At 64.0% G+C, this 20,428-nt stretch carries 27 protein-coding genes; 20 read left to right on the plus strand and 7 right to left on the minus strand.

Features of this window, described 5'->3' with window-relative positions; all coding sequences use genetic code 11:
* Nucleotides 1–258 precede the first annotated feature (258 nt).
* The 3 genes from NKJ58_RS28820 (at nt 259) to NKJ58_RS28830 (ending at nt 2,697) form a co-directional block, all read left to right on the plus strand.
* On the plus strand, nt 259–1,350 hold the full coding sequence (locus NKJ58_RS28820; protein ID WP_352854478.1) for a hypothetical protein: 1,092 nt from the start codon (nt 259–261) through the stop codon (nt 1,348–1,350).
* A 269-nt stretch (nt 1,351–1,619) separates the two neighbouring features.
* Complete coding sequence (locus NKJ58_RS28825) at nt 1,620–2,240, plus strand: nucleoside triphosphate hydrolase (RefSeq protein WP_023671222.1); 621 nt, start codon at nt 1,620–1,622, stop codon at nt 2,238–2,240.
* Nucleotides 2,241–2,325: 85 nt separating this feature from the next.
* Nucleotides 2,326–2,697 (plus strand): hypothetical protein, encoded by a 372-nt coding sequence (locus NKJ58_RS28830; RefSeq protein WP_023683605.1) that lies wholly within the window; start codon nt 2,326–2,328, stop codon nt 2,695–2,697.
* 25 nt (nt 2,698–2,722) lie between these two features.
* Here NKJ58_RS28830 and NKJ58_RS28835 read toward each other — a convergent pair whose 3' ends face one another.
* The 3 genes from NKJ58_RS28835 to NKJ58_RS28845 form a co-directional block, all read right to left on the minus strand.
* Nucleotides 2,723–3,427 (minus strand): glutathione S-transferase family protein, encoded by a 705-nt coding sequence (locus NKJ58_RS28835; RefSeq protein ID WP_023671224.1) that lies wholly within the window; start codon nt 3,425–3,427, stop codon nt 2,723–2,725.
* A 152-nt stretch (nt 3,428–3,579) separates the two neighbouring features.
* Nucleotides 3,580–4,788 (minus strand): beta-ketoacyl-[acyl-carrier-protein] synthase family protein, encoded by a 1,209-nt coding sequence (locus NKJ58_RS28840; protein ID WP_023671225.1) that lies wholly within the window; start codon nt 4,786–4,788, stop codon nt 3,580–3,582.
* Nucleotides 4,789–4,793: 5 nt separating this feature from the next.
* A complete protein-coding gene (locus tag NKJ58_RS28845; RefSeq protein WP_023671226.1) occupies nt 4,794–5,048 on the minus strand; it encodes an acyl carrier protein in 255 nt (84 codons plus the stop codon).
* 235 nt (nt 5,049–5,283) lie between these two features.
* Here NKJ58_RS28845 and NKJ58_RS28850 point away from each other — a divergent pair, with 235 nt between their 5' ends.
* Genes NKJ58_RS28850 through NKJ58_RS28870 form a run of 5 tightly spaced genes read left to right on the plus strand, consistent with a single transcriptional unit; the run spans nt 5,284 to nt 7,640 of the window.
* On the plus strand, nt 5,284–6,105 hold the full coding sequence (locus NKJ58_RS28850) for an urease accessory protein UreD (RefSeq protein ID WP_081726189.1): 822 nt from the start codon (nt 5,284–5,286) through the stop codon (nt 6,103–6,105).
* Nucleotides 6,106–6,135: 30 nt separating this feature from the next.
* A complete protein-coding gene (locus tag NKJ58_RS28855) occupies nt 6,136–6,438 on the plus strand; it encodes an urease subunit gamma (protein ID WP_023689153.1) in 303 nt (100 codons plus the stop codon).
* A 10-nt stretch (nt 6,439–6,448) separates the two neighbouring features.
* Nucleotides 6,449–6,703, plus strand: coding sequence for a DUF1272 domain-containing protein (locus NKJ58_RS28860; protein ID WP_023671229.1), 255 nt, complete (start codon nt 6,449–6,451; stop codon nt 6,701–6,703).
* A 29-nt stretch (nt 6,704–6,732) separates the two neighbouring features.
* Complete coding sequence (locus tag NKJ58_RS28865) at nt 6,733–7,326, plus strand: HupE/UreJ family protein (RefSeq protein WP_023689154.1); 594 nt, start codon at nt 6,733–6,735, stop codon at nt 7,324–7,326.
* Between the two features lie 8 nt (nt 7,327–7,334).
* A complete protein-coding gene (locus NKJ58_RS28870; RefSeq protein WP_023671231.1) occupies nt 7,335–7,640 on the plus strand; it encodes an urease subunit beta in 306 nt (101 codons plus the stop codon).
* 26 nt (nt 7,641–7,666) lie between these two features.
* Here the strand turns inward: NKJ58_RS28870 and NKJ58_RS28875 are convergent, their stop codons facing one another.
* Both NKJ58_RS28875 and NKJ58_RS28880 read right to left on the minus strand, forming a co-directional pair.
* A complete protein-coding gene (locus NKJ58_RS28875; RefSeq protein ID WP_023689155.1) occupies nt 7,667–8,164 on the minus strand; it encodes a hypothetical protein in 498 nt (165 codons plus the stop codon).
* 123 nt (nt 8,165–8,287) lie between these two features.
* Nucleotides 8,288–8,650 carry a hypothetical protein gene (locus NKJ58_RS28880; protein ID WP_352854480.1) on the minus strand — a complete coding sequence of 121 codons (363 nt, stop codon included), beginning with the start codon at nt 8,648–8,650 and terminating at the stop codon, nt 8,288–8,290.
* 180 nt (nt 8,651–8,830) lie between these two features.
* Between NKJ58_RS28880 and ureC the strand changes: the two genes are divergently transcribed.
* From ureC to NKJ58_RS28920, 8 genes are all read left to right on the plus strand, one after another.
* Nucleotides 8,831–10,543 (plus strand): urease subunit alpha, encoded by a 1,713-nt coding sequence (gene ureC / locus NKJ58_RS28885; protein ID WP_502902353.1) that lies wholly within the window; start codon nt 8,831–8,833, stop codon nt 10,541–10,543.
* Between the two features lie 92 nt (nt 10,544–10,635).
* Nucleotides 10,636–11,229 carry a hypothetical protein gene (locus tag NKJ58_RS28890; RefSeq protein WP_023689157.1) on the plus strand — a complete coding sequence of 198 codons (594 nt, stop codon included), beginning with the start codon at nt 10,636–10,638 and terminating at the stop codon, nt 11,227–11,229.
* Between the two features lie 42 nt (nt 11,230–11,271).
* A complete protein-coding gene (locus NKJ58_RS28895) occupies nt 11,272–11,877 on the plus strand; it encodes a glutathione S-transferase family protein (protein WP_023683600.1) in 606 nt (201 codons plus the stop codon).
* On the plus strand, nt 11,874–12,476 hold the full coding sequence (gene ureE / locus NKJ58_RS28900; RefSeq protein ID WP_023689158.1) for an urease accessory protein UreE: 603 nt from the start codon (nt 11,874–11,876) through the stop codon (nt 12,474–12,476). The genes NKJ58_RS28895 and ureE overlap by 4 nt, the downstream gene beginning before the upstream one ends.
* Nucleotides 12,469–13,155, plus strand: coding sequence for an urease accessory protein UreF (locus tag NKJ58_RS28905; RefSeq protein ID WP_023689159.1), 687 nt, complete (start codon nt 12,469–12,471; stop codon nt 13,153–13,155). The genes ureE and NKJ58_RS28905 overlap by 8 nt, the downstream gene beginning before the upstream one ends.
* Complete coding sequence (locus NKJ58_RS28910; RefSeq protein WP_352519359.1) at nt 13,152–13,610, plus strand: DUF3995 domain-containing protein; 459 nt, start codon at nt 13,152–13,154, stop codon at nt 13,608–13,610. The genes NKJ58_RS28905 and NKJ58_RS28910 overlap by 4 nt, the downstream gene beginning before the upstream one ends.
* Complete coding sequence (gene ureG, locus NKJ58_RS28915; RefSeq protein WP_023671240.1) at nt 13,607–14,239, plus strand: urease accessory protein UreG; 633 nt, start codon at nt 13,607–13,609, stop codon at nt 14,237–14,239. Before NKJ58_RS28910 ends, ureG begins: the two co-directional genes overlap by 4 nt.
* Before the next feature lie 66 nt (nt 14,240–14,305).
* The gene (locus NKJ58_RS28920) at nt 14,306–15,073 is read left to right on the plus strand and encodes a class II aldolase and adducin N-terminal domain-containing protein (RefSeq protein WP_352519360.1); all 768 of its coding nucleotides are present in this window, start codon (nt 14,306–14,308) and stop codon (nt 15,071–15,073) included.
* A gap of 295 nt (nt 15,074–15,368) precedes the next feature.
* On the opposite strand, the gene NKJ58_RS28925 is transcribed toward NKJ58_RS28920, so the two are convergent.
* Nucleotides 15,369–16,001: an HAD family hydrolase gene (locus tag NKJ58_RS28925; RefSeq protein WP_023693084.1), complete on the minus strand. Its 633-nt coding sequence runs from the start codon at nt 15,999–16,001 to the stop codon at nt 15,369–15,371.
* Nucleotides 16,002–16,220: 219 nt separating this feature from the next.
* Between NKJ58_RS28925 and NKJ58_RS28930 the strand changes: the two genes are divergently transcribed.
* Nucleotides 16,221–17,180 carry a sugar-binding transcriptional regulator gene (locus NKJ58_RS28930; RefSeq protein ID WP_023671243.1) on the plus strand — a complete coding sequence of 320 codons (960 nt, stop codon included), beginning with the start codon at nt 16,221–16,223 and terminating at the stop codon, nt 17,178–17,180.
* Between the two features lie 36 nt (nt 17,181–17,216).
* Here the strand turns inward: NKJ58_RS28930 and NKJ58_RS28935 are convergent, their stop codons facing one another.
* Nucleotides 17,217–17,402: a hypothetical protein gene (locus NKJ58_RS28935; protein WP_023745868.1), complete on the minus strand. Its 186-nt coding sequence runs from the start codon at nt 17,400–17,402 to the stop codon at nt 17,217–17,219.
* 110 nt (nt 17,403–17,512) lie between these two features.
* Here NKJ58_RS28935 and NKJ58_RS28940 point away from each other — a divergent pair, with 110 nt between their 5' ends.
* The 3 genes from NKJ58_RS28940 (at nt 17,513) to NKJ58_RS28950 (ending at nt 20,428) form a co-directional block, all read left to right on the plus strand.
* Nucleotides 17,513–18,421 (plus strand): LysR substrate-binding domain-containing protein, encoded by a 909-nt coding sequence (locus NKJ58_RS28940; protein ID WP_023671245.1) that lies wholly within the window; start codon nt 17,513–17,515, stop codon nt 18,419–18,421.
* A 172-nt stretch (nt 18,422–18,593) separates the two neighbouring features.
* Nucleotides 18,594–18,875 (plus strand): hypothetical protein, encoded by a 282-nt coding sequence (locus tag NKJ58_RS28945; RefSeq protein WP_023745867.1) that lies wholly within the window; start codon nt 18,594–18,596, stop codon nt 18,873–18,875.
* Between the two features lie 242 nt (nt 18,876–19,117).
* Nucleotides 19,118–20,428, plus strand: a complete 1,311-nt coding sequence (locus NKJ58_RS28950) for an ABC transporter substrate-binding protein (RefSeq protein WP_023746514.1) — start codon at nt 19,118–19,120, stop codon at nt 20,426–20,428.

Here is a 20,428-nt window from a genome sequence, read left to right on the forward strand (position 1 = left end):
GTTTTTTTTTAGGCGTGTGTGGCCCCCCACCCGCGCGGTGGGGGGGGGGGTGGCCCCGGTGGGGGGGGGGGGGGGGGCCTCCTCGTAGGGCGCTACCCCCACCCCGTCGATCGATCTCCGCTTCGCTCCGATCGCTCGCCGACCCTCCCCACAAGGGGGAGGGTAAAAATCGCCCTGATGCAAAATGCCGGTCGCTGTGCTTGCGCATCCCTCGCGGAGCGGGTTTGTTCGCTGCCATCAGAATCAGCAGGTGCGCGGATGGATACGGTCACGATCAAGGCAAAGGGCATTTCGGTCACGCTCGATCTCACTGTCGGCCATATCGCCGACATAACGGTCGACAGCGATGGCCGCCAGCTGAAGCCGCTGCACCGCGCGCCCTGGATCGATGCCGGCGAGACGCTGCCGCCGGACCTGCCTGAAGGCACGGTGCGGCTGTCGGGCGATTTCCTATGCGCACCGTTTTCGGCCAGCGACATCGAGGCCGCACCGCTGCATGGCTGGCCGGCCAACAGCCCCTGGGATGTCACCGTCAGCGAAGCGACATCCGACGGCTGGCGGGCCGTCTTCCGGTTGCGCCGCACGGTGATGGGCGCGACGGTCGACAAGATCTTCACGCTCCGCAACAGTCATCCCTTTCTCTATCAGGAGCATGTCTTTTCCGGCGGTTCCGGAGCGGTCTCCGCCGCCCACCATCCGATGGCGGCGATGCGCGATGGCGGCCGGCTGGCCTTTTCGTCGAAGCGCTTTGCCGGGACACTGGACGCACCGCTGGAGCCCGATCCGGCCCGCGGCCGCTTCAAGCTTTCCTATCCCGCCCGCTCGACCGATCTGACGCGCTTTCCAGCCACTGGCGGCGGCACGCTCGATCTCACCGACTACCGCATGGAGGATGAGCGCGAGGATTTCATCACCCTGGTCGAAGCCGATCATGACGGTCCGGGCTGGACGGCGCTGGCGCGCCGGGCCGAACAGGATCTGGTGCTGGTGCTGAAGAACCCGGCGGAGCTTCCGGTCACCATGCTGTGGTTCAGCAATGGCGGCCGCGACTACGCGCCGTGGAGCAGCCGCCATCGCGGCGTGCTCGGCATCGAGGACGGCCGCGCCGCCATCGGCCATGCCGCATCGATCGACGACAATTGGCTGAAGCGCGAAGGGGTCGCGACCGCTTTTACCCTCGGCGGCGAAGTCTCCTTCCGCCATGTCATCGGCACGCTGCCGCTGGCGAGCGGCGAGCCGCCGCGCGCTATCGGGACAGCCTCAGGTCACATGCATCTCACCGGAGCCGATGGTTCGACCCGCGATGTCGCATTCGACAGCGATTTCCTGCGGATCGGCCAGCCCGGCTGATTTTCGAACGCTGGCCCTGCCCCTCACCTGCCTGCCGGCATCCTCGACACACGGCACATGGAGCTTGTCCGCCGCACCGCCGCGCCAACCAATCTGCTTGGCGCTGCGGCGGACGCATAGGGGGAGAAGTGTTACCCATCTATCGGCTGCACACCGGCAGGGCGACGAGGGGCAGCGCTGACGTGGCGGATGTCGTGAGATTGCCCAAATCGCGGTTTGAAATTTCCTCAAACTGCCGACAAGATGCAAAGCATAACTGGAAGCGCCCAATGTCCGAAATCGCCCATCTCGCCGCCACCATCTTCAAGCGCGCCGGCAAGGCGAAACGCTTCATCGTCGCCATTGCCGGCCCGCCCGGCGCCGGCAAGTCGACGCTCTCGGCCGGCCTGCATGATCTGTTGCCGGAGGGCGCGGCTGAAGTCGTGCCGATGGACGGCTTCCACTATGATGACATCGTGCTCGACCAGCGCGGCCTGCGGTCAAGAAAGGGCGCGCCGGAGACTTTCGACTTCGCCGGCTTCGAGACGCTGTTGAAGCGCATCCGTTCGGGCGAGCCAGACATCGCCATTCCGGTGTTCGACCGCAGCATGGAATTGTCGCGCGCCGCCGCCTCCATCGTTGCCGCCGAGACCAAGTTCATCCTGGTCGAAGGCAATTACCTCCTGCTGGACGAGGAGCCGTGGTCGCGGCTGGCGCCGCTGTTCGACTTCACCATCTTTGTCGATGTGCCGCGTGCCGAACTCGAGCGCCGCCTTCTGGTGCGCTGGCACGAGCATGGCCGCTCCGACGAAGACGCCCGCGCTTGGATCGCTTCCAACGACATGCCCAACATCGATCGCGTGCTCGGCCGTCGCAGGTCCGCCGACCTGGTTGTTGGCGATCCCGCATAGTTCGCTGGACTTCGGAACGGGAACCTTAAGACTTTCAGGTCGTTATCTCTCATCGGCAATCGTGCCGCCGTGAGGGAACCGTCAGATGGCAACCAAGGCAAAAACACCCGCCAAGAGCAAGACCGCTCAACCCAAAGCCAGGCAGGCAAAGGCCACGCAGGCGAAGGCAGGCGCCGGCCCGGCGATCGCCGAGCGGTCCAAGGACGCAAAGCCGGCTTTCGGCAAAGCGGCGCCAAAGAAGGTAGAACCGGTGGCGACGGCAAAGGTGACGGCGAAAACCGCCAAACCCAAGAAGCCGGCAAGCAGCGGCTCGGTGGCCGGCGGCGCGATGCGCACCGTCAAGGCGACCGCCAATGTCGCCGCTGGTGCGGTGGCGGCGACAGCCAGGGGCGCTGCGTCGCTCGCTGCGTCCGTCATCGGCAAGGGCGGCTCGAAAAGCAAGGCCAAGGCGAAATAGACCCGGCTGCTTCGGCTGGCCGAGGTCAATTCCTGGCGGGAATGGTCAGGCCGCGCTGCACCGCGGGCCGCGCCAGCCCGCGCTCCAGCCATGCCGCGACGGTGGGGAAGTCGTCGAAGCCGACGAGTTCGCGCGCCTCGTAGAAGCCGATCAGATTGCGCACCCAGCCCAGCATCGAAATGTCGGCGATGGTATAGTCGTCGTCCATGATCCAGGTTCGACCCTTCAGCCGCGTCTCCAGCACCCCGATCAGCCGCCGCGATTCATTGCGGTAGCGATCCAGCGGCCGCTTGTCGGCGATCTCGCGTCCGGCGAATTTGTTGAAAAACCCGACCTGTCCGAAAATCGGCCCGATCGCCGCCATCTGGAAGAACACCCATTGGATGGTCTCGTAGCGCCGCGCCGGATCGGCAGGGATCAGCTTGCCGGTCTTGTCGGTGAGGTAGAGCAGGATGGCGCCGGATTCGAACAGGCCGAATGGCCTGCCGCCCGGCCCGTCGGGGTCGATGATCGCAGGTATCTTGCCGTTCGGGTTCAGCGACAGGAATTCCGGCGTCCAGCTCTGGTCCTTGCCGATATCCACCAGATGCGCCTCGTAGGGGAGGCCGAGTTCTTCCAGCGCGATCGAGACTTTCACCCCATTCGGCGTCGTCGCGGAATAGAGCTGCAGGCGGTCGGGGTGGCTGGCCGGCCAGCGCTTGGTGATCGGAAAGGCGGACAGGTCGGTCATCGAAAGCTCCGGTCGGGAATTTGGCGCGGTATCGCGCCGTCTGGCGAGTTGCGAAGGATTATCCTCGGCTTCTTTGCCGATCAACCGGTCGAAGGTGCACACACCGTCTTCGCAGTCATTCAGGGCCAGTCGCTCAGGCCAGTCGCTTGCCGTCAGACCGCCTTGAACGCCACCACGGCATTGGTGCCGCCGAAGGCAAAACCGTTGCTGATCGCCGCGCGCACCTTGCGCTCGCGCGCCACATTCGGCGTGATGTCGAGATCGCAGTCGGGGTCGGCCTGCCGGAAATTGGCCGTCGGTGGCACGATGCCTTCGCGGATCGCCATCACGCAGGCGATCATTTCCAGGCCGCCCGAGGCGCCGAGGCAATGGGCATGCATCGACTTGGTCGACGACACCGACAGCTTATAGGCATGGTCGCCGAAGACGCGCTTGATTGCCGCCGTCTCGATCTGGTCGTTGGCCTTGGTGCCGGTGCCGTGGGCGTTGAGATAGTCGACGTCCTCGGGATTGAGCCCGGCGTCCGCCAGGCAGGCGCGCATCGCCGCCGTCGGTCCCTCGACAGTCGGCGCGACGATATCGGAAGCGTCGGCGGAAAGGCCGGCTCCGGCAAATTCGGCCAGAATGGTCGCGCCGCGCGCCATGGCGTGTTCATACGTTTCCAGCACCGCCATTCCAGCACCTTCGCCGAGCGACAGGCCTTGGCGATCGGCCGAGAACGGCCGGCAGGTATCGGGCGCCAGCACCCGCAGGGCCTCCCAGCCCTTCAGGATGCCCCAAAGCAGCGGCGCGTCGGTGCCGCCGGCGACCATGACATCGGCGCGGCCGAGCCGGATCTGGTCGACCGCCGAGGCAAAGGCGTGATTGGACGAGGAGCAGGCCGAAGTGACGCCGAACACCGGCCCGCGCAGGCCGAGATTCATGCTGACATGGCCGGATGCCGCACTCGGCATCACTTTCGGCACGGTGAAGATGCCGGCCCGGTTCTTGCCGTCGACCAGGATGGCGCGATAGTTCTCCTCGATCGCCTCCCAGCCGCAGACGCCGACGCCGACAACCGCGCCCATCCGGTAGGTGGTTGCTTCAGTCGATGTCAGGCCGGCATGCTGCATGGCTTCGCGCGCGGCAATCGTCGCCAAAAGGCTGAAGCGGTCCATCGACACGGTCTGCTTGTGGCTGATGCCATGGTCGGGCAGCGTCTTGATTTCGCAGCCGACCTTGACCTTCAAATCATGCAAACCGGGATTGCTGATTTGACCGATGGCCGATCGGCCGGCCCGCATTTCGTTCCAGATTGCAGGCGCATTGGCGCCGAGCCCGCATATGCCGCCGATGCCGGTAATGACGACGCGCTTTTGCATTCAGCTCAGGCTTTTTTCGCAATCAGCGCGCGAACAGCCTCAACCATATCGCCGACATTCTTGAGATTGCTCCAGGCATCGACCGTGTTCATCTCGATCTCGATGCCGTACTGCTCCTCGAGATCGAAGATGATCTCGGTCAGTTCCAGGGAATGGATGCCAAGCGCGGTCAATTCCGTATTGGTGGTGATCTCTTCGCCACCGGGCTCCGCATGTGCCCTGATCTTGGCGATGATTTCCGTTGCCAGCTCGTCAGCCATTCGATTCCTTCCCCAATTTTATAACGTCGCGGTGCCGATTGGTTGGCGCCCCTGTTGCCCGGACTGAAATCGCCGTCGCCTTCAAAAACCCGCCAGGCGCAGCATGACCGTTCCAAAGAGGCTCCCTCTATAGAAACGGAAACGCTGTCAAGCAACAAGCTATATCAAGAAGCACCATATCGACAAAGCGCCGGGAGTGCTTAACGTTAGCGCCGTGGATACGTTGCAGCATGTCTTGATCCCAGCTCTTCCGGCCCAGCGCGCGGCCGGGGCGGCCCGGCTTGCGTGCGGCGTCAGGGATGGACGCACCCGGCTTTTGCGCCTCTATCAGGACGGCTCGGCCAAAATCCGCATGCCGGCCGTTGCGGCCGATCCGCTCGAAGCCGTGCTCATCAACACCGCCGGCGGTCTGACCGGCGGCGATCGGCTCGGCTGGGAAATCGATGTCGGGCCAGGTGCCTCCGCCTCGATAACCACCCAGGCCTGCGAAAAGATCTATCGTGCCGCTAGCGACCGCGCCGAAGTTCGGGTGAAGCTCAGCGTCGGCGCGGGCGGGCGTATCGCCTGGCTGCCCCAGGAAACCATCGTCTTCGACCGCTCGGCCTTTGCCCGCACGCTCGAGGTCGAGCTTGCCGCAGGCGCCGAGGCATTGCTGCTTGAAGCCACCATATTCGGCCGCCTCGCCATGGGCGAAGAGGCCGCGCACGGCCATTTCCACGACCGTTGGCGTGTCCGCCAGGATGGTGCGCTCGTTCATGCCGAGGATTTCCGCATCGGGCCGGCTATCGCGGCGGCACTTGGCCGCCCGGCGGTCGCCGGCGGCGCCATTGCCGCTGCGACGCTGCTGATGGTCTCGCCGCAGGCCGAAGCCTTGCTCGATCCGGCCCGCGACATCGTCGGCGCCGACGGCGATGCCAGCGCCTGGAGCGTCAAAAAATCTGGCAAGCTTCTTGCGAGGCTGTTTGCCGAGGACGGCTATCAGCTGCGCAAGCGGCTGGTTCCGCTCGTCGAACTGCTCAACGGGCGGGCGGGTCTGCCCAAATTATGGTCACTCTGAGCCAAATACAGGCCAAATCCAGGAAAGCGCATGAACCTGACGCCGCGTGAAAAGGACAAGCTGCTCATCGCCATGGCGGCGATCGTGGCGCGCAAGCGGCTGGAACGCGGCGTCAAGCTCAATCACCCCGAAGCGATCGCGCTGATCACCGATTTCGTCGTCGAGGGCGCCCGCGACGGCCGCCCGGTCGCCGAACTGATGGAGGCCGGCGCCCATGTCATCACCCGCGGGCAGGTGATGGAAGGCATCGCCGAGATGATCCACGACGTGCAGGTCGAGGCGACCTTTCCCGACGGCACCAAGCTGGTGACCGTTCACGAACCGATCAGGTGAGGAGAAAACGATGCTGGAGCTGCGACCGAATTGCGAATGCTGCGACAAGGACCTGCCGCCGGAAGCGGCGGACGCGCTGATCTGCACCTTTGAATGCACCTTCTGCGCTGACTGCGCTGAACATGTGCTGGGCGGCGTCTGCCCGAACTGCGGCGGCAATTTTTCCGCACGCCCGATCCGCCCAGTGGAGAAACTGGTGAAATATCCGGCCTCGACCCAACGCGTGCTCAAGGCCGAGGGCTGCGGCCCGCGCAAGGCTGCGTGATTGTTTTCGTGACTTCGAAGGGAAGACCGATGATCTCTGCTTCAACCAAACGCACCACGCTTGCAGCGATCCTGCTGCTGGCGGCGGCGATGCCCGCCTATGCCCATGTCGGCATCGGCACGACCTCGTCCTTCGCGGCGGGCTTCGCGCATCCGCTGTCCGGCCTCGACCATATGACCGTCATGGTAGCCGTCGGCCTGTGGGCGGCGCTCAAGGGCGGCAAGGCAATCTGGGCCTGGCCGCTGGCCTTTGTCGGCGTCATGCTGGTCGGCGGCGCGCTCGGCATGCTCCACGTGCCGGTGCCTTTCGTCGAACCGGGCATCCTTGCCTCCGTCGTCGCGCTTGGCTTGCTGGTGGCGTTGGCGGTCGATCTGCCGGTCTCGGCCGGAGTCGCCATCATCGGCCTGTTCGCGCTGTTCCATGGCCATGCCCACGGCACCGAAGTGCCGGAAAATGCCGGTGGACTTGACTATATGGCCGGCTTTGCCGTTGCCACCGCACTTCTCCATGCCATGGGCATCGCTGCCGGCCTTGGCCTCGGCATGCGCTTTCGCGGGCTTGCCCGCGCCGCTGGCGCCGCTTGTGCTGCAGTCGCCGTCGGCCTGGTCTTCGGCGTTTTGTGAGGCTAACGATGATTCCCGGCGAAATCATCACGGCAAGCGGCGACATCGAGCTCAACAAGGGGCTGCCGACGGTGACGCTGAAGGTGGCCAACAGCGGCGACCGGCCGATCCAGGTCGGCAGCCACTACCATTTCTTCGAGACCAATGAGGGGTTGAAATTCGATCGCGACAAAGCGCGCGGCATGCGTCTGGACATTGCCGCCGGCACCGCGATGCGCTTCGAACCGGGACAAGAGCGGGACGTCACGCTGGTGCCGTTCGGAGGAAAACGCGAGGTCTACGGTTTTCAGCAGAAGATCATGGGCAGGCTGTGAGATCGACGGGGTCGGGCGCCCTGAGGTCAGTTCGACGGCCTGGCCGCCGCGTAGATGACGATTCTTGCCGAGCCGTCGAATTCCACCGCAAGGACGTCTTCCGTAAGCACGCGCCGCGAATCGATGGCGTTGAACAGCAAGGCGTTGGCGTCGATCTCCTTGCGCAGTTCCGCAATGTCATCCTGATGCTGTTCGACCTTGCTCTCGACCGCCGGCGGCGGGCCGCCTTCGCTGCGCGCCGCGTCGGTGAGGAAGACGATATCCACAGTATCGAGCTTGGACGTCTTGCGCACGGCGCCGATGTTCTCACGCGTCCGCTCGATCGCGGTGATGATCTTGTTGGTCTGTGGTTCCGTCCGCGCCTCCTCCTGCCGGACATCGGAGCCGACGATCCTGTTGACGGTGTCGGCCCGGTTGACGGCGTCAGCGCTTTCAAGACCTTGCGCGGCTTGCGGGCCGAAAGCTGCGAGAAATGTGCAGGCAGCAAGGCTCTGGAGCCATCTGGTGTCGGCAAAGACAGGCATTGCTCGCTCCTGGTGGACTTTTCTGTGCAACGCCGTTCGGCGCCAAAGGAACGAAACGCCTCCTGTCGGGCGAAGGTTCCCTGTGGGCTGGCGGGCCGGGTGCCGGCCCGCCAAGCGCTTCTTTCAGCTTGCCTTCTTGGTGACAAGGGTCAGCGCGCCATCGGTGGTCATGCTGGCGGCGACCACCTGTGCCGAGGTGAGCCCCTTGGCTTCGAGCGCCGACTTGATCTGCGGCGTCGCGTCGATCGAAGAGCGCAGTTTCTGCAGCCCGGCATCGCCACGCTGGGCGATCACCTGATTGACCTGCGTCTGGGTGGCCTTGGGCAATTCGCTGATATCGACGATGTTGACCTTCTGGATCGCCGGCGCCGCCGGCTGAGCGCTGGGCGTCGCCGGCTTCGGTTGCGGCGTGGGCTGCTGCTGGGCGCCGGCTACGGTTGCGGAGGCCAGCGTGGCGGCGGCTGCAAGAACGATGATTTTGCGCATGTATTTTCCTTTCATCGATTTGGCCAAGGGTTTGGCAAACGGGCGGTTTGGGGTGGCACGGCCACCTCAACGGCCAAATGGGATCAGAAGGTGTCGCCAAGCGGGTCATTGCATGACCATTGGATGGCGACGATGTGGAGTTCGGCTGCGGCCGGACTCTCGTTTGGGGAGCATTGACTGATGGCTAGAATTACCCGCGCCGCCTACGCGCAGATGTATGGCCCGACGGTCGGCGACAGAGTGCGCCTGGCCGACACCGAACTGTTTATCGAGGTCGAAAAGGACCTCACCGTCCATGGCGAGGAGGTGAAATTCGGCGGCGGCAAGGTCATCCGCGACGGCATGGGCCAGAGCCAGGTGTCGCGCGCCGGCGGCGCGGTCGACACGGTCATCACCAACGCGCTGGTGGTCGATGCCACGGCCGGCATCTTCAAGGCCGATATAGGTCTCAGGGACGGCCGCATCGCGGCCATCGGCAAGGCCGGCAATCCCGACACGCAGGACGGCGTCACCATCATCATCGGCCCCGGTACAGAGATCATCGCCGGCGAGGGCAAGATCCTCACCGCCGGCGGCTTCGACGCGCACATCCACTTCATCTGTCCGCAGCAGATCGACGAAGCGCTGATGTCGGGCATCACCACCATGCTCGGCGGCGGCACCGGCCCGGCGCATGGCACGCTGGCCACCACCTGCACGCCCGGACCCTGGCACATGGCGCGCATGATCCAGTCCTTCGACGCTTTCCCGATGAACATCGGCCTGTCCGGAAAGGGCAACGCCTCGCTGACGGCAGCGCTGGAGGAAATGGTGCTGGGCGGGGCCTGCTCGCTGAAGCTGCACGAGGACTGGGGGACGACGCCGGCGGCCATCGATTGCTGCCTGTCGGTTGCCGACGATTACGACGTGCAGGTGATGATCCACACCGACACGCTGAACGAATCCGGCTTTGTGGAGAACACCGTCGCCGCCATCAAGGGCCGCACCATCCACGCCTTCCACACCGAAGGCGCCGGCGGCGGCCATGCGCCCGATATCATCAAGGTCTGCGGCCTGCCCAACGTCATTCCGTCTTCGACCAACCCGACGCGGCCCTACACCGTCAACACGCTGGCCGAGCATCTCGACATGCTGATGGTCTGCCACCATCTGTCGCCGTCGATCCCTGAAGACATCGCCTTTGCCGAAAGCCGTATCCGCAAGGAGACCATCGCGGCGGAAGACATTCTGCACGATATCGGCGCCTTCTCGATCATCTCGTCGGACTCGCAGGCCATGGGCCGTGTCGGCGAGGTGGCGATCCGCACCTGGCAGACCGCCGACAAGATGAAGCGCCAGCGCGGGTCATTGCCGCAGGAGACCGGCAACAACGACAATTTCCGCGTCCGCCGCTACATCGCCAAATACACCATCAACCCGGCCATCGCGCATGGGCTGTCCAGGGACATCGGGTCGATCGCGGTCGGCAAGCGCGCCGATCTGGTGCTGTGGAACCCAGCCTTCTTCGGCGTCAAACCGGACATGGTGCTGATCGGCGGCATGATAGCCGCAGCCCCGATGGGCGACCCCAACGCCTCTATCCCGACCCCCCAGCCCATGCACTACCGCCCGATGTTCGGCGCCTATGGCAAGGCCAGGACCAACTCGTCGGTGACCTTCGTTTCGAAGGCGGCGCTGGAGTCCGGCCTGCATGGCAGGCTCGGCGTCGACAAGCAGTTCGTCGCGGTCGAAAATACCCGCGGCGGCATCGGCAAGCACTCGATGATCCTCAACGACGCCACGCCGCATATCGAGGTCGATCCCGAAACCTATGAGGTTCGCGCCGATGGCGAACTCTTGACTTGCGAGCCGGCAACCGTGCTGCCGATGGCGCAGCGGTATTTCCTGTTTTGAGGCGAGGGGCGATTTGATCGACCCGGCAAATTCCATTGCGAGCCGGTCGGTGCCGCCGCAATATGCGGCTCAAAGAAACCGCGTAGCAGGTCATGGCCACCGAAATAGCCTCCGCCCACGACATCTTCCCGCATATCCGCATCGTCATGGGCATGGTGATCGGACTTGGCGTCGCTCGCCTGCTGTCGGGGGTGGCGCGAATCGTCCAGCATCCCGGCCAGTACAGGCTCTATCCCGTGCACCTCGGCTGGGTCGCCTCCATGCTGTTGCTGCTGGTGCATTTCTGGTGGTGGGAGTTCGGCCTCTACACCATAGAGGTCTGGACTTTCGGCAAGTACCTGTTCCTGATCTTCTACGCCATCACGCTGTTCCTGCTGTGCGCGCTGCTGTTTCCGGATTCGATGCTCGACTACACCAGCTACGAGGATTTCTTCTATTCACGCCGTGGCTGGTTCTTCGGCCTGCTGGCGACGACCTATCTGCTCGACGTCGTCGACACGCTGCTGAAGGGTCCCGAGCATTTCGCCCGCTACGGCAATGAATATCTGTTCCGAACGCCGGTTTTCGTGGTGTTGTGCATCGCCGCCATACTGGTGCGTGACCGCCGCTTCCACATCGCCTTCGTCGCCGGCACGCTGATCTATCAGATATCGTTCATCCTGCGGCTCTTCGACACCATCGTCTGAACAGTGGCTATGGTTTAGGGTCGCAGGAAAGAGGGTTCAACCATGTACAAGGCCATCGGATCGCGTGGATCCCGCGTCAGCCGCGTTCTGTGGATGCTCGAGGAACTCGGGCAGCCCTATGAATTCGTCGAGGTCAAATTGCGTTCGCCCGAAGCCTATGCGCTCAACCCGTCGGGCAAGGTGCCGATCCTGATCGATGGCGAACTGACGGTGACTGATTCGGCGGCAATCTGCGTCTATCTCGCCGACAAGCACGCCGACAAAGGCATGGGCGCCAATCCAGGTGTGGCCGGACGCGCCGAAATGGATTCCTGGATGCATTTTGCCCAGTCCGAGTTCGAAGCGCCGCTGTGGAACAAGCTGCGCCACCGCTTCCTGTTGCCGAAGGACGTGCGGGTCGATGTCGGCCCCGCCGCCGCCTACGATTTCGCCTCGGAGGCCAAGGCGCTCGACGGCCGGCTGGGGGATCGGGAGTTTGCGCTGGGCGACCGGTTTTCCGCCGTCGACGTGCTGTTGGGCGACATGGGCGGCTGGGCCCGCGCCGGAAAATTTCCGATCGAATCCGAGCGCGTCAACGCGTATTTCGACCGCGTCCTGGCGCGGCCTGCCCGTGCGAGAGCCCAGGCTAACGGTGGAGCCATGCGATGAAACTCAACCTGAACACCGACTTCACCAAGTTCCCCCGGGCCGTCTCGGTGGTGCCTGCCGGCACTGCCGGAACTACGCCGCCATCCGGCCGTGCCGTCCTGCCCCATGACGAGCGTCATTTGCGCCGCCGCGCCATCGAGCTTGCCGACGGCAGCAAGGTGCTGGTCGACCTGCCCGAACCCGTGACCTTGAACGATGGCGACCGGCTGGTGCTGGAGGATGGCGGCCAGGTCGAGATCACCGCGGCACCCGAAGAGGTCTACGACATCCGCGCCCGCCACGCAGTGCATCTGACCGAACTCGCCTGGCATATCGGCAACCGGCATCTGGCGGCTGCGATTGAGCCCAGCCGCATCCTGATTTTGCGCGACCATGTTATCAAGGCTATGCTGGAAGGGCTAGGCGCCACGGTGCGCGAAGTCTCCGAACCGTTCAAGCCGGTGCGCGGCGCCTATTCCGCCCAAGGTGCGCATGGTCATGATCATGGCCATGCGCATGCGCACGCCGAAGCGCATTCCCATGATGGACGTTCCCACGCACACAGCGAGTCGCATTCGCACAGCCATTCCCATGACGGGCATCATCACGATCATGACTGACCAGCCGTCCGGCATCGCTTTGCTGCGGCTCATGGCGTGGCTGTCGCCGGCCTTTCCGGTCGGCGGCTTTGCCTACAGCCATGGTCTCGAACGCGCCGGGCAAGACGGGCTGGTTGCCGATACCGCCAGCCTCGCCTTCTGGCTGGAGACGCTGGTCGAGATGGGCTCGGGCTGGAACGACGCCGTGCTCTTCGCGGAAAGCTGGCGCCGCGCCCGCGACGGCGGCGACCTCCATGAAGGCGACCTCCATGAAATTGCCGATCTCGCCGAAGCGCTGGCCGGCTCGCGTGAGCGCCACACCGAAACCATGCTGCAAGGCGCCGCCTTCCTGAAAGCGGCAGCGGCGTGGGCGAATCCGGTATTGGGCCGCCTGCCGGCCGAATGCGCCTACTGTGTCGCCGTCGGCGCCGTTGCCGGCGGCAACGGCATCGCGCTTCAGGACGCGATGTCGGCCTTCCTGCAGGCCTTCTTCTCCAACCTCGTTCAGGCGGCGATCCGACTCGGAATCGTCGGCCAGACGGACGCCATGGCCTTGCTCGCCGGCTTCGAGCCGTTGGCGCTGTCGACGGCCGCGCGCGCCGCCGGCTCGACATTGGACGATCTCGGCGGCTGCGCCTTCATCTCCGACATCATGGCGATGAAGCACGAGACGCAGTATTCCAGGCTGTTCCGCTCATGATCGTCCTCGCCTTCGCCCTCTCGGCCGTCCTGCTGCTGATCACCGCGCTGCATGTCTATTGGGGCCTTGGCGGCATCTGGCCGGGCAGGGACGGCGTCTCCTGCGCCCACGCCGTCGTCGGCTTTCGCGGCGTCGACGAGATGCCGACGCCGTTTGCCTTTTTCGCCGTTGCCGCGTGCCTGTGCCTCGCAACCCTGTGGCCGCTGGCGCTGACCGGGGTCTTCGCCACCCCCTTTCCAAGGGAAGGCCTTGCCGCCACAGCGCTGCTCATAGGGCTGGTCTTTCTCGGCCGCGGAATTGCCGGCTTCACGCCGTGGTGGCGCCGTCTGGCGCCGGAACAGCCTTTTGCGCGGCTCGATATCAGCTTCTATTCGCCGCTCTGCCTGTTGATCGGGCTCAGCTTCGCCATCCTCGCCATCACGGAGTTTTTCGGCATGACGGATTTTTCGCTATGACTCAGGCCAATGGTCCCCTGCGCATCGGCATCGGCGGTCCCGTCGGCTCCGGCAAGACGACGCTAACCGAAAAGCTCTGCAAGGCGCTGCGCGACGATTTCTCCATCGCCGTCGTCACCAACGACATCTACACCAAGGAAGACGCCATGATGCTGGCTCGCCTGCAGGCGCTGCCTGAGGACCGCATCGTCGGCGTGGAGACCGGCGGCTGCCCGCACACCGCCATCCGTGAGGACGCCTCGATCAATTTGCAGGCGATCGCCGGACTGAACAGGAAATTCCCCGATCTCGACATCGTCTTCATCGAATCCGGCGGCGACAATCTTGCCGCCACCTTCTCGCCGGACCTTGCCGACCTGACCCTCTATGTCATCTCGGTTTGCCAGGGCGAGGAAATCCCCAGGAAGGGCGGGCCGGCGATCACCCGTTCCGATTTCCTGGTCATCAACAAGAGCGATCTGGCGCCCTATGTGAACGTCAACCTCGATGTCATGGAGAGCGACGCCGCCCGAATGCGGGGCAAGCGCCCGTTCGGCTTCACCGACCTGTCGCGCGGCAAGGGACTGCAGGAAGTCATCGACTTCATCGTCGAACATGGCGGGCTGCAGTCGGCTCGCTCGGCGGCCTGACCCAGTACTTACCGGTTGCTGGTCGGCATTGGGCGCGGCATTCTCGGGGAAATGGAGGATTTTTTGATGAGCATCGCCCGTTTGCAGAAAGAGCCGCTGACCAACCTGCCCTATTATGAGGAGCGCGTCGACCTTGCCGCCGCCTTCCGCTGGACGGCGCGGCTCAACATGCATGAAGCCGTGGCCAACCACTTCTCGCTGTCGGTCAACGAGGCCGGCAGCAAATTCCTGATGAACCCCAACCAGGTGCATTTCTCGCGCATCAAGGCGAGCGACCTTTTGCTGATTGACGCCAACGATCCCGAGACATTGTCCGGCCCGAATGCGCCCGACCCGACCGCCTGGGGTCTGCACGGCGCCATTCACCGCAACGTGCCGCATGCGCGCTGCGCCATGCATGTGCATTCCATTCATGCCACTGTGCTTGCATCGCTGGCCGACTCGACTCTGCCGCCGATCGACCAGAACTCGGCCATGTTCTTCAACCGCCACGTCGTCGATGCCCACTATGGCGGGCTGGCCTTCGAGGAGGAAGGCGAGCGCTGCTCGCAACTGCTCACCGACCCGAAAGTCAAAGTGATGGTGATGGGCAATCACGGCGTCATGGTCATCGGCGACACCGTTGCCGACGCCTTCAACCGCATGTTCTATTTCGAGCGTGCCGCCGAGACCTACATCAAGGCGCTGTGGACCGGCCGTCCGCTGCGCACGCTCTCCGACGCCATTGCCGAAAAGGCCGCCAGCGAAATGGACGACTATCCCGGCCAGGCGGAGCGTCACCTTGCCGAGCTGAAGGCGATCCTCGACGAGGAGGAGCCGGTGTACCGCAGCTAAGCGGACCATCCGTGCTTCTCCCGTTTACGCTACGCACTCACTTTCTGTGATTTGTTATGACTGATCGGCGTAAGGCTTGCTTGCCAGGTGGTTCCCCCAATCCGTCGCTGCTTCGCAGCGCCACCTTTCCCTCCTCCGGAGGGAAAGGAAGGGAGCTTTCTGGACGAGCGTTTGACGGCAAAAAGCTTGGCTCGGCGAAGCCGAGACGGAGTGGGGGTCGACCAGCGCAACATTAGACAATGCATGGCCAAGCTGAAGGGAGGATGAGGGGCAGCGCCGACGTTCATAGGCTCACTCAGAGTCCCAACTGAGCCCGCAACTCTTCCGCACTGTTGATCACGACAGCGCCCTTCGGTCCTGCCATCGGCGCTTCCGGCCAGAAGATCGTCCGCATCCCCGCGGCCAGGCCTGATGTGGCGCCGGTAACGCTGTCGTCGACGGCCACCGCGTCTGCGGGATCGACGCCGGCCAGCCATGCGGCGCGCAGGAACGGTTCGGGATGCGGCTTGCCTTCGCGCACGTCGTTTCGGCTGATCGTGCGCATGCCGGGATAGATCAGGCCGACGGCGCTCAGATTTGCATCGACGATCACCCGGTCGGAATTGGACACCACCGCCTGCTGCACGCCGAGCGCGCGCAATTCGTTGAACACTTCGATCGCGCCGGGGCGCGGCTTCAGCGTCTCGGCCATCGGCATGTAGTGATCGTATTTGCGCACGATCCAGTCGTCGAAGGGCAGGTCGAGGCCGAACTCGCTGCGCAGCATCTCGTAGACCGGTGCGGCGGCGACGCCCAGCACCCGCTCATGCAGGTCGGCCGGCGGCGTGATACCGACGCTGCGCAGCGCCGCCACCAAGGCGGCCTCATGCAGCGGCTCGCTGTCGACCAGCGTGCCGTCCATATCCCAGAAAACCGCTTTCGGCGTCATGCGAGGCTCCTTTGCCGATCCCCTTAAAGCGTTTGTATCAGGAGATAAACCGCCGAGCCCGTCCGCTGGCGATTTTCGCTTGGTTGGTTGCCGCGCGGCGGCCGGATCGAAGCAGCAAGCAATTGCCCTGCCGATAGACAATTGCGCGCCGACACATTCCCTGCAAGACTATGACGCTTCGCCCAAGGGCGCGCAAAGGGGCAGGGCTGGAGGCACATTTTGAATTCGCGGCAAGATGGCGGCAGCAGCAGGCTGGACGAGGCAGCGCGCGCCGGCTGGCTTTACTATGTTGCCGGCAACACCCAGGACCAGATCGCCGCCACGCTCGGCATTTCCCGGCAGACGGCGCAGCGGCTGGTGTCGCTGGCGGTGTCGGAGGGGCTGATCAAGGTGCGGGTCGACCACCCGATCGCCAATTGCCTCGACCTTGCCGCAAGGCTGAAGTCGCGCTTCGCGCTCGACCTGGTCGAAGTGGTGCCGAGCGATCCGACCTCATCCTCGACCACGATCGGCATTGCCGAGGCGGCCGCGGCCGAGATCGAGCGGCGGCTGCGGTCACCGACGCCCATCGTCTTGGCCATCGGCACCGGCCGCACGCTGAAGGCGGCGATCGAGCAATTGCCGCCGATGGAATGCTCGCAGCACAAGGTTGTGTCCTTGACCGGCAACATCTCGCCCGACGGTTCGGCCGCCTTCTACAACGTCATCTTCACCATGGCCGACCGGGTCAAGGCGCGCTCGTTCCCGATGCCGCTGCCGGTCATCGCCTCGTCGCCGGAAGAGCGCGAGATGCTGCTTGCCCAGCCGATGATCCAACCGACGCTGGCGCTGGCCGCGGAAGCCGACGTCACCTTTGTCGGCATCGGCGATCTCGGCCCGAAGGCGCCGCTCTACGAGGACGGTTTTATCTCGGAAAGCGAGCTGAAGGCTTTGCAAAAGGCTGGCGGCGTCGCCGAGATCGTCGGCTGGGTGTTCGACCGGGAAGGCCGCATGATCGAGGGCATCACCAACGACCGGGTATCGTCGGCAGCTTTGCCGTCACGCGAAAAGTCGCTGGTCATTGCGCTCGCCATGGGCGAGCGCAAATTGCCGGGCATCCTGGCCGCGGTGAACCGCCGGCTGGTCAATGGCCTCATCACCGACGAGCGGACCGCCACGGCCTTGCTCGACGGTTCCTGACACCGATTAAGCGGCCCATCGATAAAATCCAACACGTTATTTGCAGCGCCCGGACGGGTCGTTGCCGTCGAGGAAGCCCATGTCGCGCTGCAAATGCGGCGACAGCTCCCGGACGTCGATGTAGCCGCGCCGACGGTGCACAAGCAGGGAAAATTCATGTGCCAGCAGGGAAAACCAGCTCTGCGCCGGGGTGGAATGGAGTTTTTGCTGTACCGTGGTCATGATCTTCAGCCTCCGCTATGCTTGAACTTGATTGATCGTTGACACCAGATATCGGCCTGATTGGCTCTTGCCGCCAATCAAACGTCGATCACGACCCATAAGGAGGGCTTATGCCCGATCTCAAGGCACCACAGCTCGCCCAGTTGCCGCCGCTGCAGGCCATCAGGGTGTTCGAAGCCGTCGCGCGGCATCTCTCCTTCACCAAGGCCGCGCAGGAACTCGGCATGACGCAGGCCGCCGCCAGCTATCAGATCAAGCTTCTGGAAGAGCGCATCGGTTCGCCGCTGTTCCTGCGCCAGCCGCGCCAGATCGTGCTGACCGAACCCGGCCAGCGCCTGGCGCCCGCCGTCAGCGAGGCGTTCAGCCTGCTCTCAAGCGCCTATTCCGCCGCGCGTGGGGGCGCCGATGGTGTGCTGTGCGTCTCGACGCTGCTGACCTTTGCCTCGAACTGGCTGGCGCAGCACCTCGGCTCCTTCCAGGTCGCGCATCCGTCGCTGGCGGTGCGCGTCGATACCTCGAACAGGGTGATCGATTTTGCCCGCGAGGACATGGACATCGCTATCCGCTCCGGCAGCGGCAAGTGGCCTGGAGTGGAGACCCATCTTTTGTTCAAGGCCGATTTCACCCCGGTGCTGAGCCCGGCACTCGCTGCCACCATAGGTGGCGTCCACGAACCCGCCGACCTGTTCAAGCTGCCCATTCTCGATCCCGGCGACATCTGGTGGCGGGAATGGTTCGCCCTTGCCGGCGTCCCGGCGGACGAACTTGCCAGGCGCACCGGCACCAGCATGGGCGCGCAGGCCTATGAGGCGAATGCGGCCATCGCCGGCCATGGTGTGGCGATCCTGACCACCGCATTGTTCAAGACCGAGCTCGCCGCCGGCCGCCTGATCCAGCCCTTCGACCTGGTCGGCGACGACGGCCACGCCTATTGGCTGGTCTACCCGACGGCGCGTCGCAACGTGCCGAAGATAAAAGCCTTCCGGGACTGGATCCTGGCCGAGATCGCCTGCGCCTGAGGGCGAGCGATTCGCGGATTGATTTCCGAGATGCAAAGCGAGCCATGGATCCGCGACGAATGCTCGCTTTCGCGGACAAACAGCTGCGATCGGGCCACCCGGTTAACCAAGCTTGACAAAAACGCTGTCGATATCACTCGCCCGGCATAGGCTTGTGCTTGTGACGACCCAATTGAGCAGGATCAATCGTCTGCAGATTGAAACAGGGTCGATCAGCCGGCTGATGAAAGTCTATCGCGTCGAAGAAATCGAAAACAACACCGTGCGCACGACGCACGTGATCGAAGCATTTACGCCGTTTCAAGCTGCCGTGAAGGTAATCGGCCGGGAAGTTAGGCTGCGCAAGGACGAGCCCAGCTGGATCCAGGTGACGGAAGTGCTGACCAGAGCCAAGCAAACACGCGACGGCAGGGTTTTCGAATATTCCGTGGGAAGCTACCCGTCCCACGGCTGATGGACTCGGCCCTATCGCTCCCCTGGCGCGACGATTGGGTTGCGATGGGTCGGCATCAACGCGCTCTCACATCCCCTGCAAACAGCTTCCCAAATCCGTTCAATATCCTCTACGCGCGCAACGCCGCGCTCCGCCTTGCGTGCTGCGCTGCAGCATCGAATCTGGCTTGACATAATTTATGCCAAGTGAGTAATTGCCCATTACCAAGGCAAATGCTCATCTTGGTTCATGGGAGGAATTTGATGAAACTGCGCACGCTCACCCTGGGCTTGTTGTCGGCCAGCGCTTTCGCTTTTGCCGCACACGCCGAATCCATCACCATCGCCACGGTCAACAATGGCGACATGGTCCGCATGCAAAAGCTGACGGACGACTTCACCAAGGCGAACCCCGACATCCAGCTGAACTGGGTCACGCTCGAAGAGAACGTGCTGCGCGAGCGCGTCACCACCGACATCGCAACTAAGGGCGGCCAGTATGACGTGATGACGATCGGCACCTACGAGGTTCCGATCTGGGCCAAGCAGAGCTGGCTGTTGCCGCTCGACAAGCTCGGCGACGACTATGACGCCAAGGACATCATCCCGGCCATCGCCGGCGGCCTCTCGGTCGACGGCAAGCTCTATGCCGCGCCCTTCTACGGCGAAAGCTCCTTCGTCATGTACCGCAAGGACCTGATCGAGAAGGCCGGGCTGACCATGCCCGATGCCCCGACGTGGGACTTCATCAAGCAGGCGGCCGACAAGATGACCGACCGCGCCAATGGCGTGAACGGCGTATGCCTGCGCGGCAAGGCCGGCTGGGGCGAGAACACGGCGTTCCTGACGGCCATGTCCAACTCGTTTGGCGCCCGCTGGTTCGACGAGAACTGGAAGCCGCAGTTCGACCAACCGGAATGGAAGAACACACTGCAGTTCTATGTCGACCTGATGAAGGCCGACGGTCCGGAAGGCGCTTCGTCCAACGGCTTCAACGAGAATCTGGCTCTGTTCCAGCAAGGCAAGTGCGGCATGTGGATCGACGCCACCGTGGCGGCGTCCTTCGTCTCGGATCCGAAGGCCTCGAAGGTGGCCGACAAGGTCGGTTATGCTTTGGCGCCGGACAATGGCCTCGGCAAGCGCGCCAACTGGCTCTGGGCATGGTCGCTGGCGATCCCCGCAGGCACGCAGAAGGCGGAATCCGCCCAGAAGTTCGTCTCATGGGCGACCAGCAAGCACTATGCCGAACTGGTCGCTTCCAAGGAAGGCTGGGCCAACGTTCCTCCGGGAACGCGTTCCTCGCTCTACGCCAATCCCGAGTACCAGAAGGCGGCCCCATTCGCCAAGATGACGCTGGACTCGATCAATGCCGCCGATCCGGCGCATCCGACGGTCAAGCCGGTGCCCTATGTCGGTGTGCAGTTCGTCGCCATTCCTGAGTTCCAGGGCCTCGGCACAACCGTTGGCCAGCTGTTCTCGGCGGCGCTCGCCGGCCAGACCAGCGTAGACGACGCGCTCAAGCAGGCGCAGGACGCCGCCACGGCGACCATGACCGAAGGCGGTTATATCAAGTAA

It is taken from the genome of Mesorhizobium sp. M0139 (assembly GCF_040322455.1).
Lineage (GTDB): Bacteria > Pseudomonadota > Alphaproteobacteria > Rhizobiales > Rhizobiaceae > Mesorhizobium.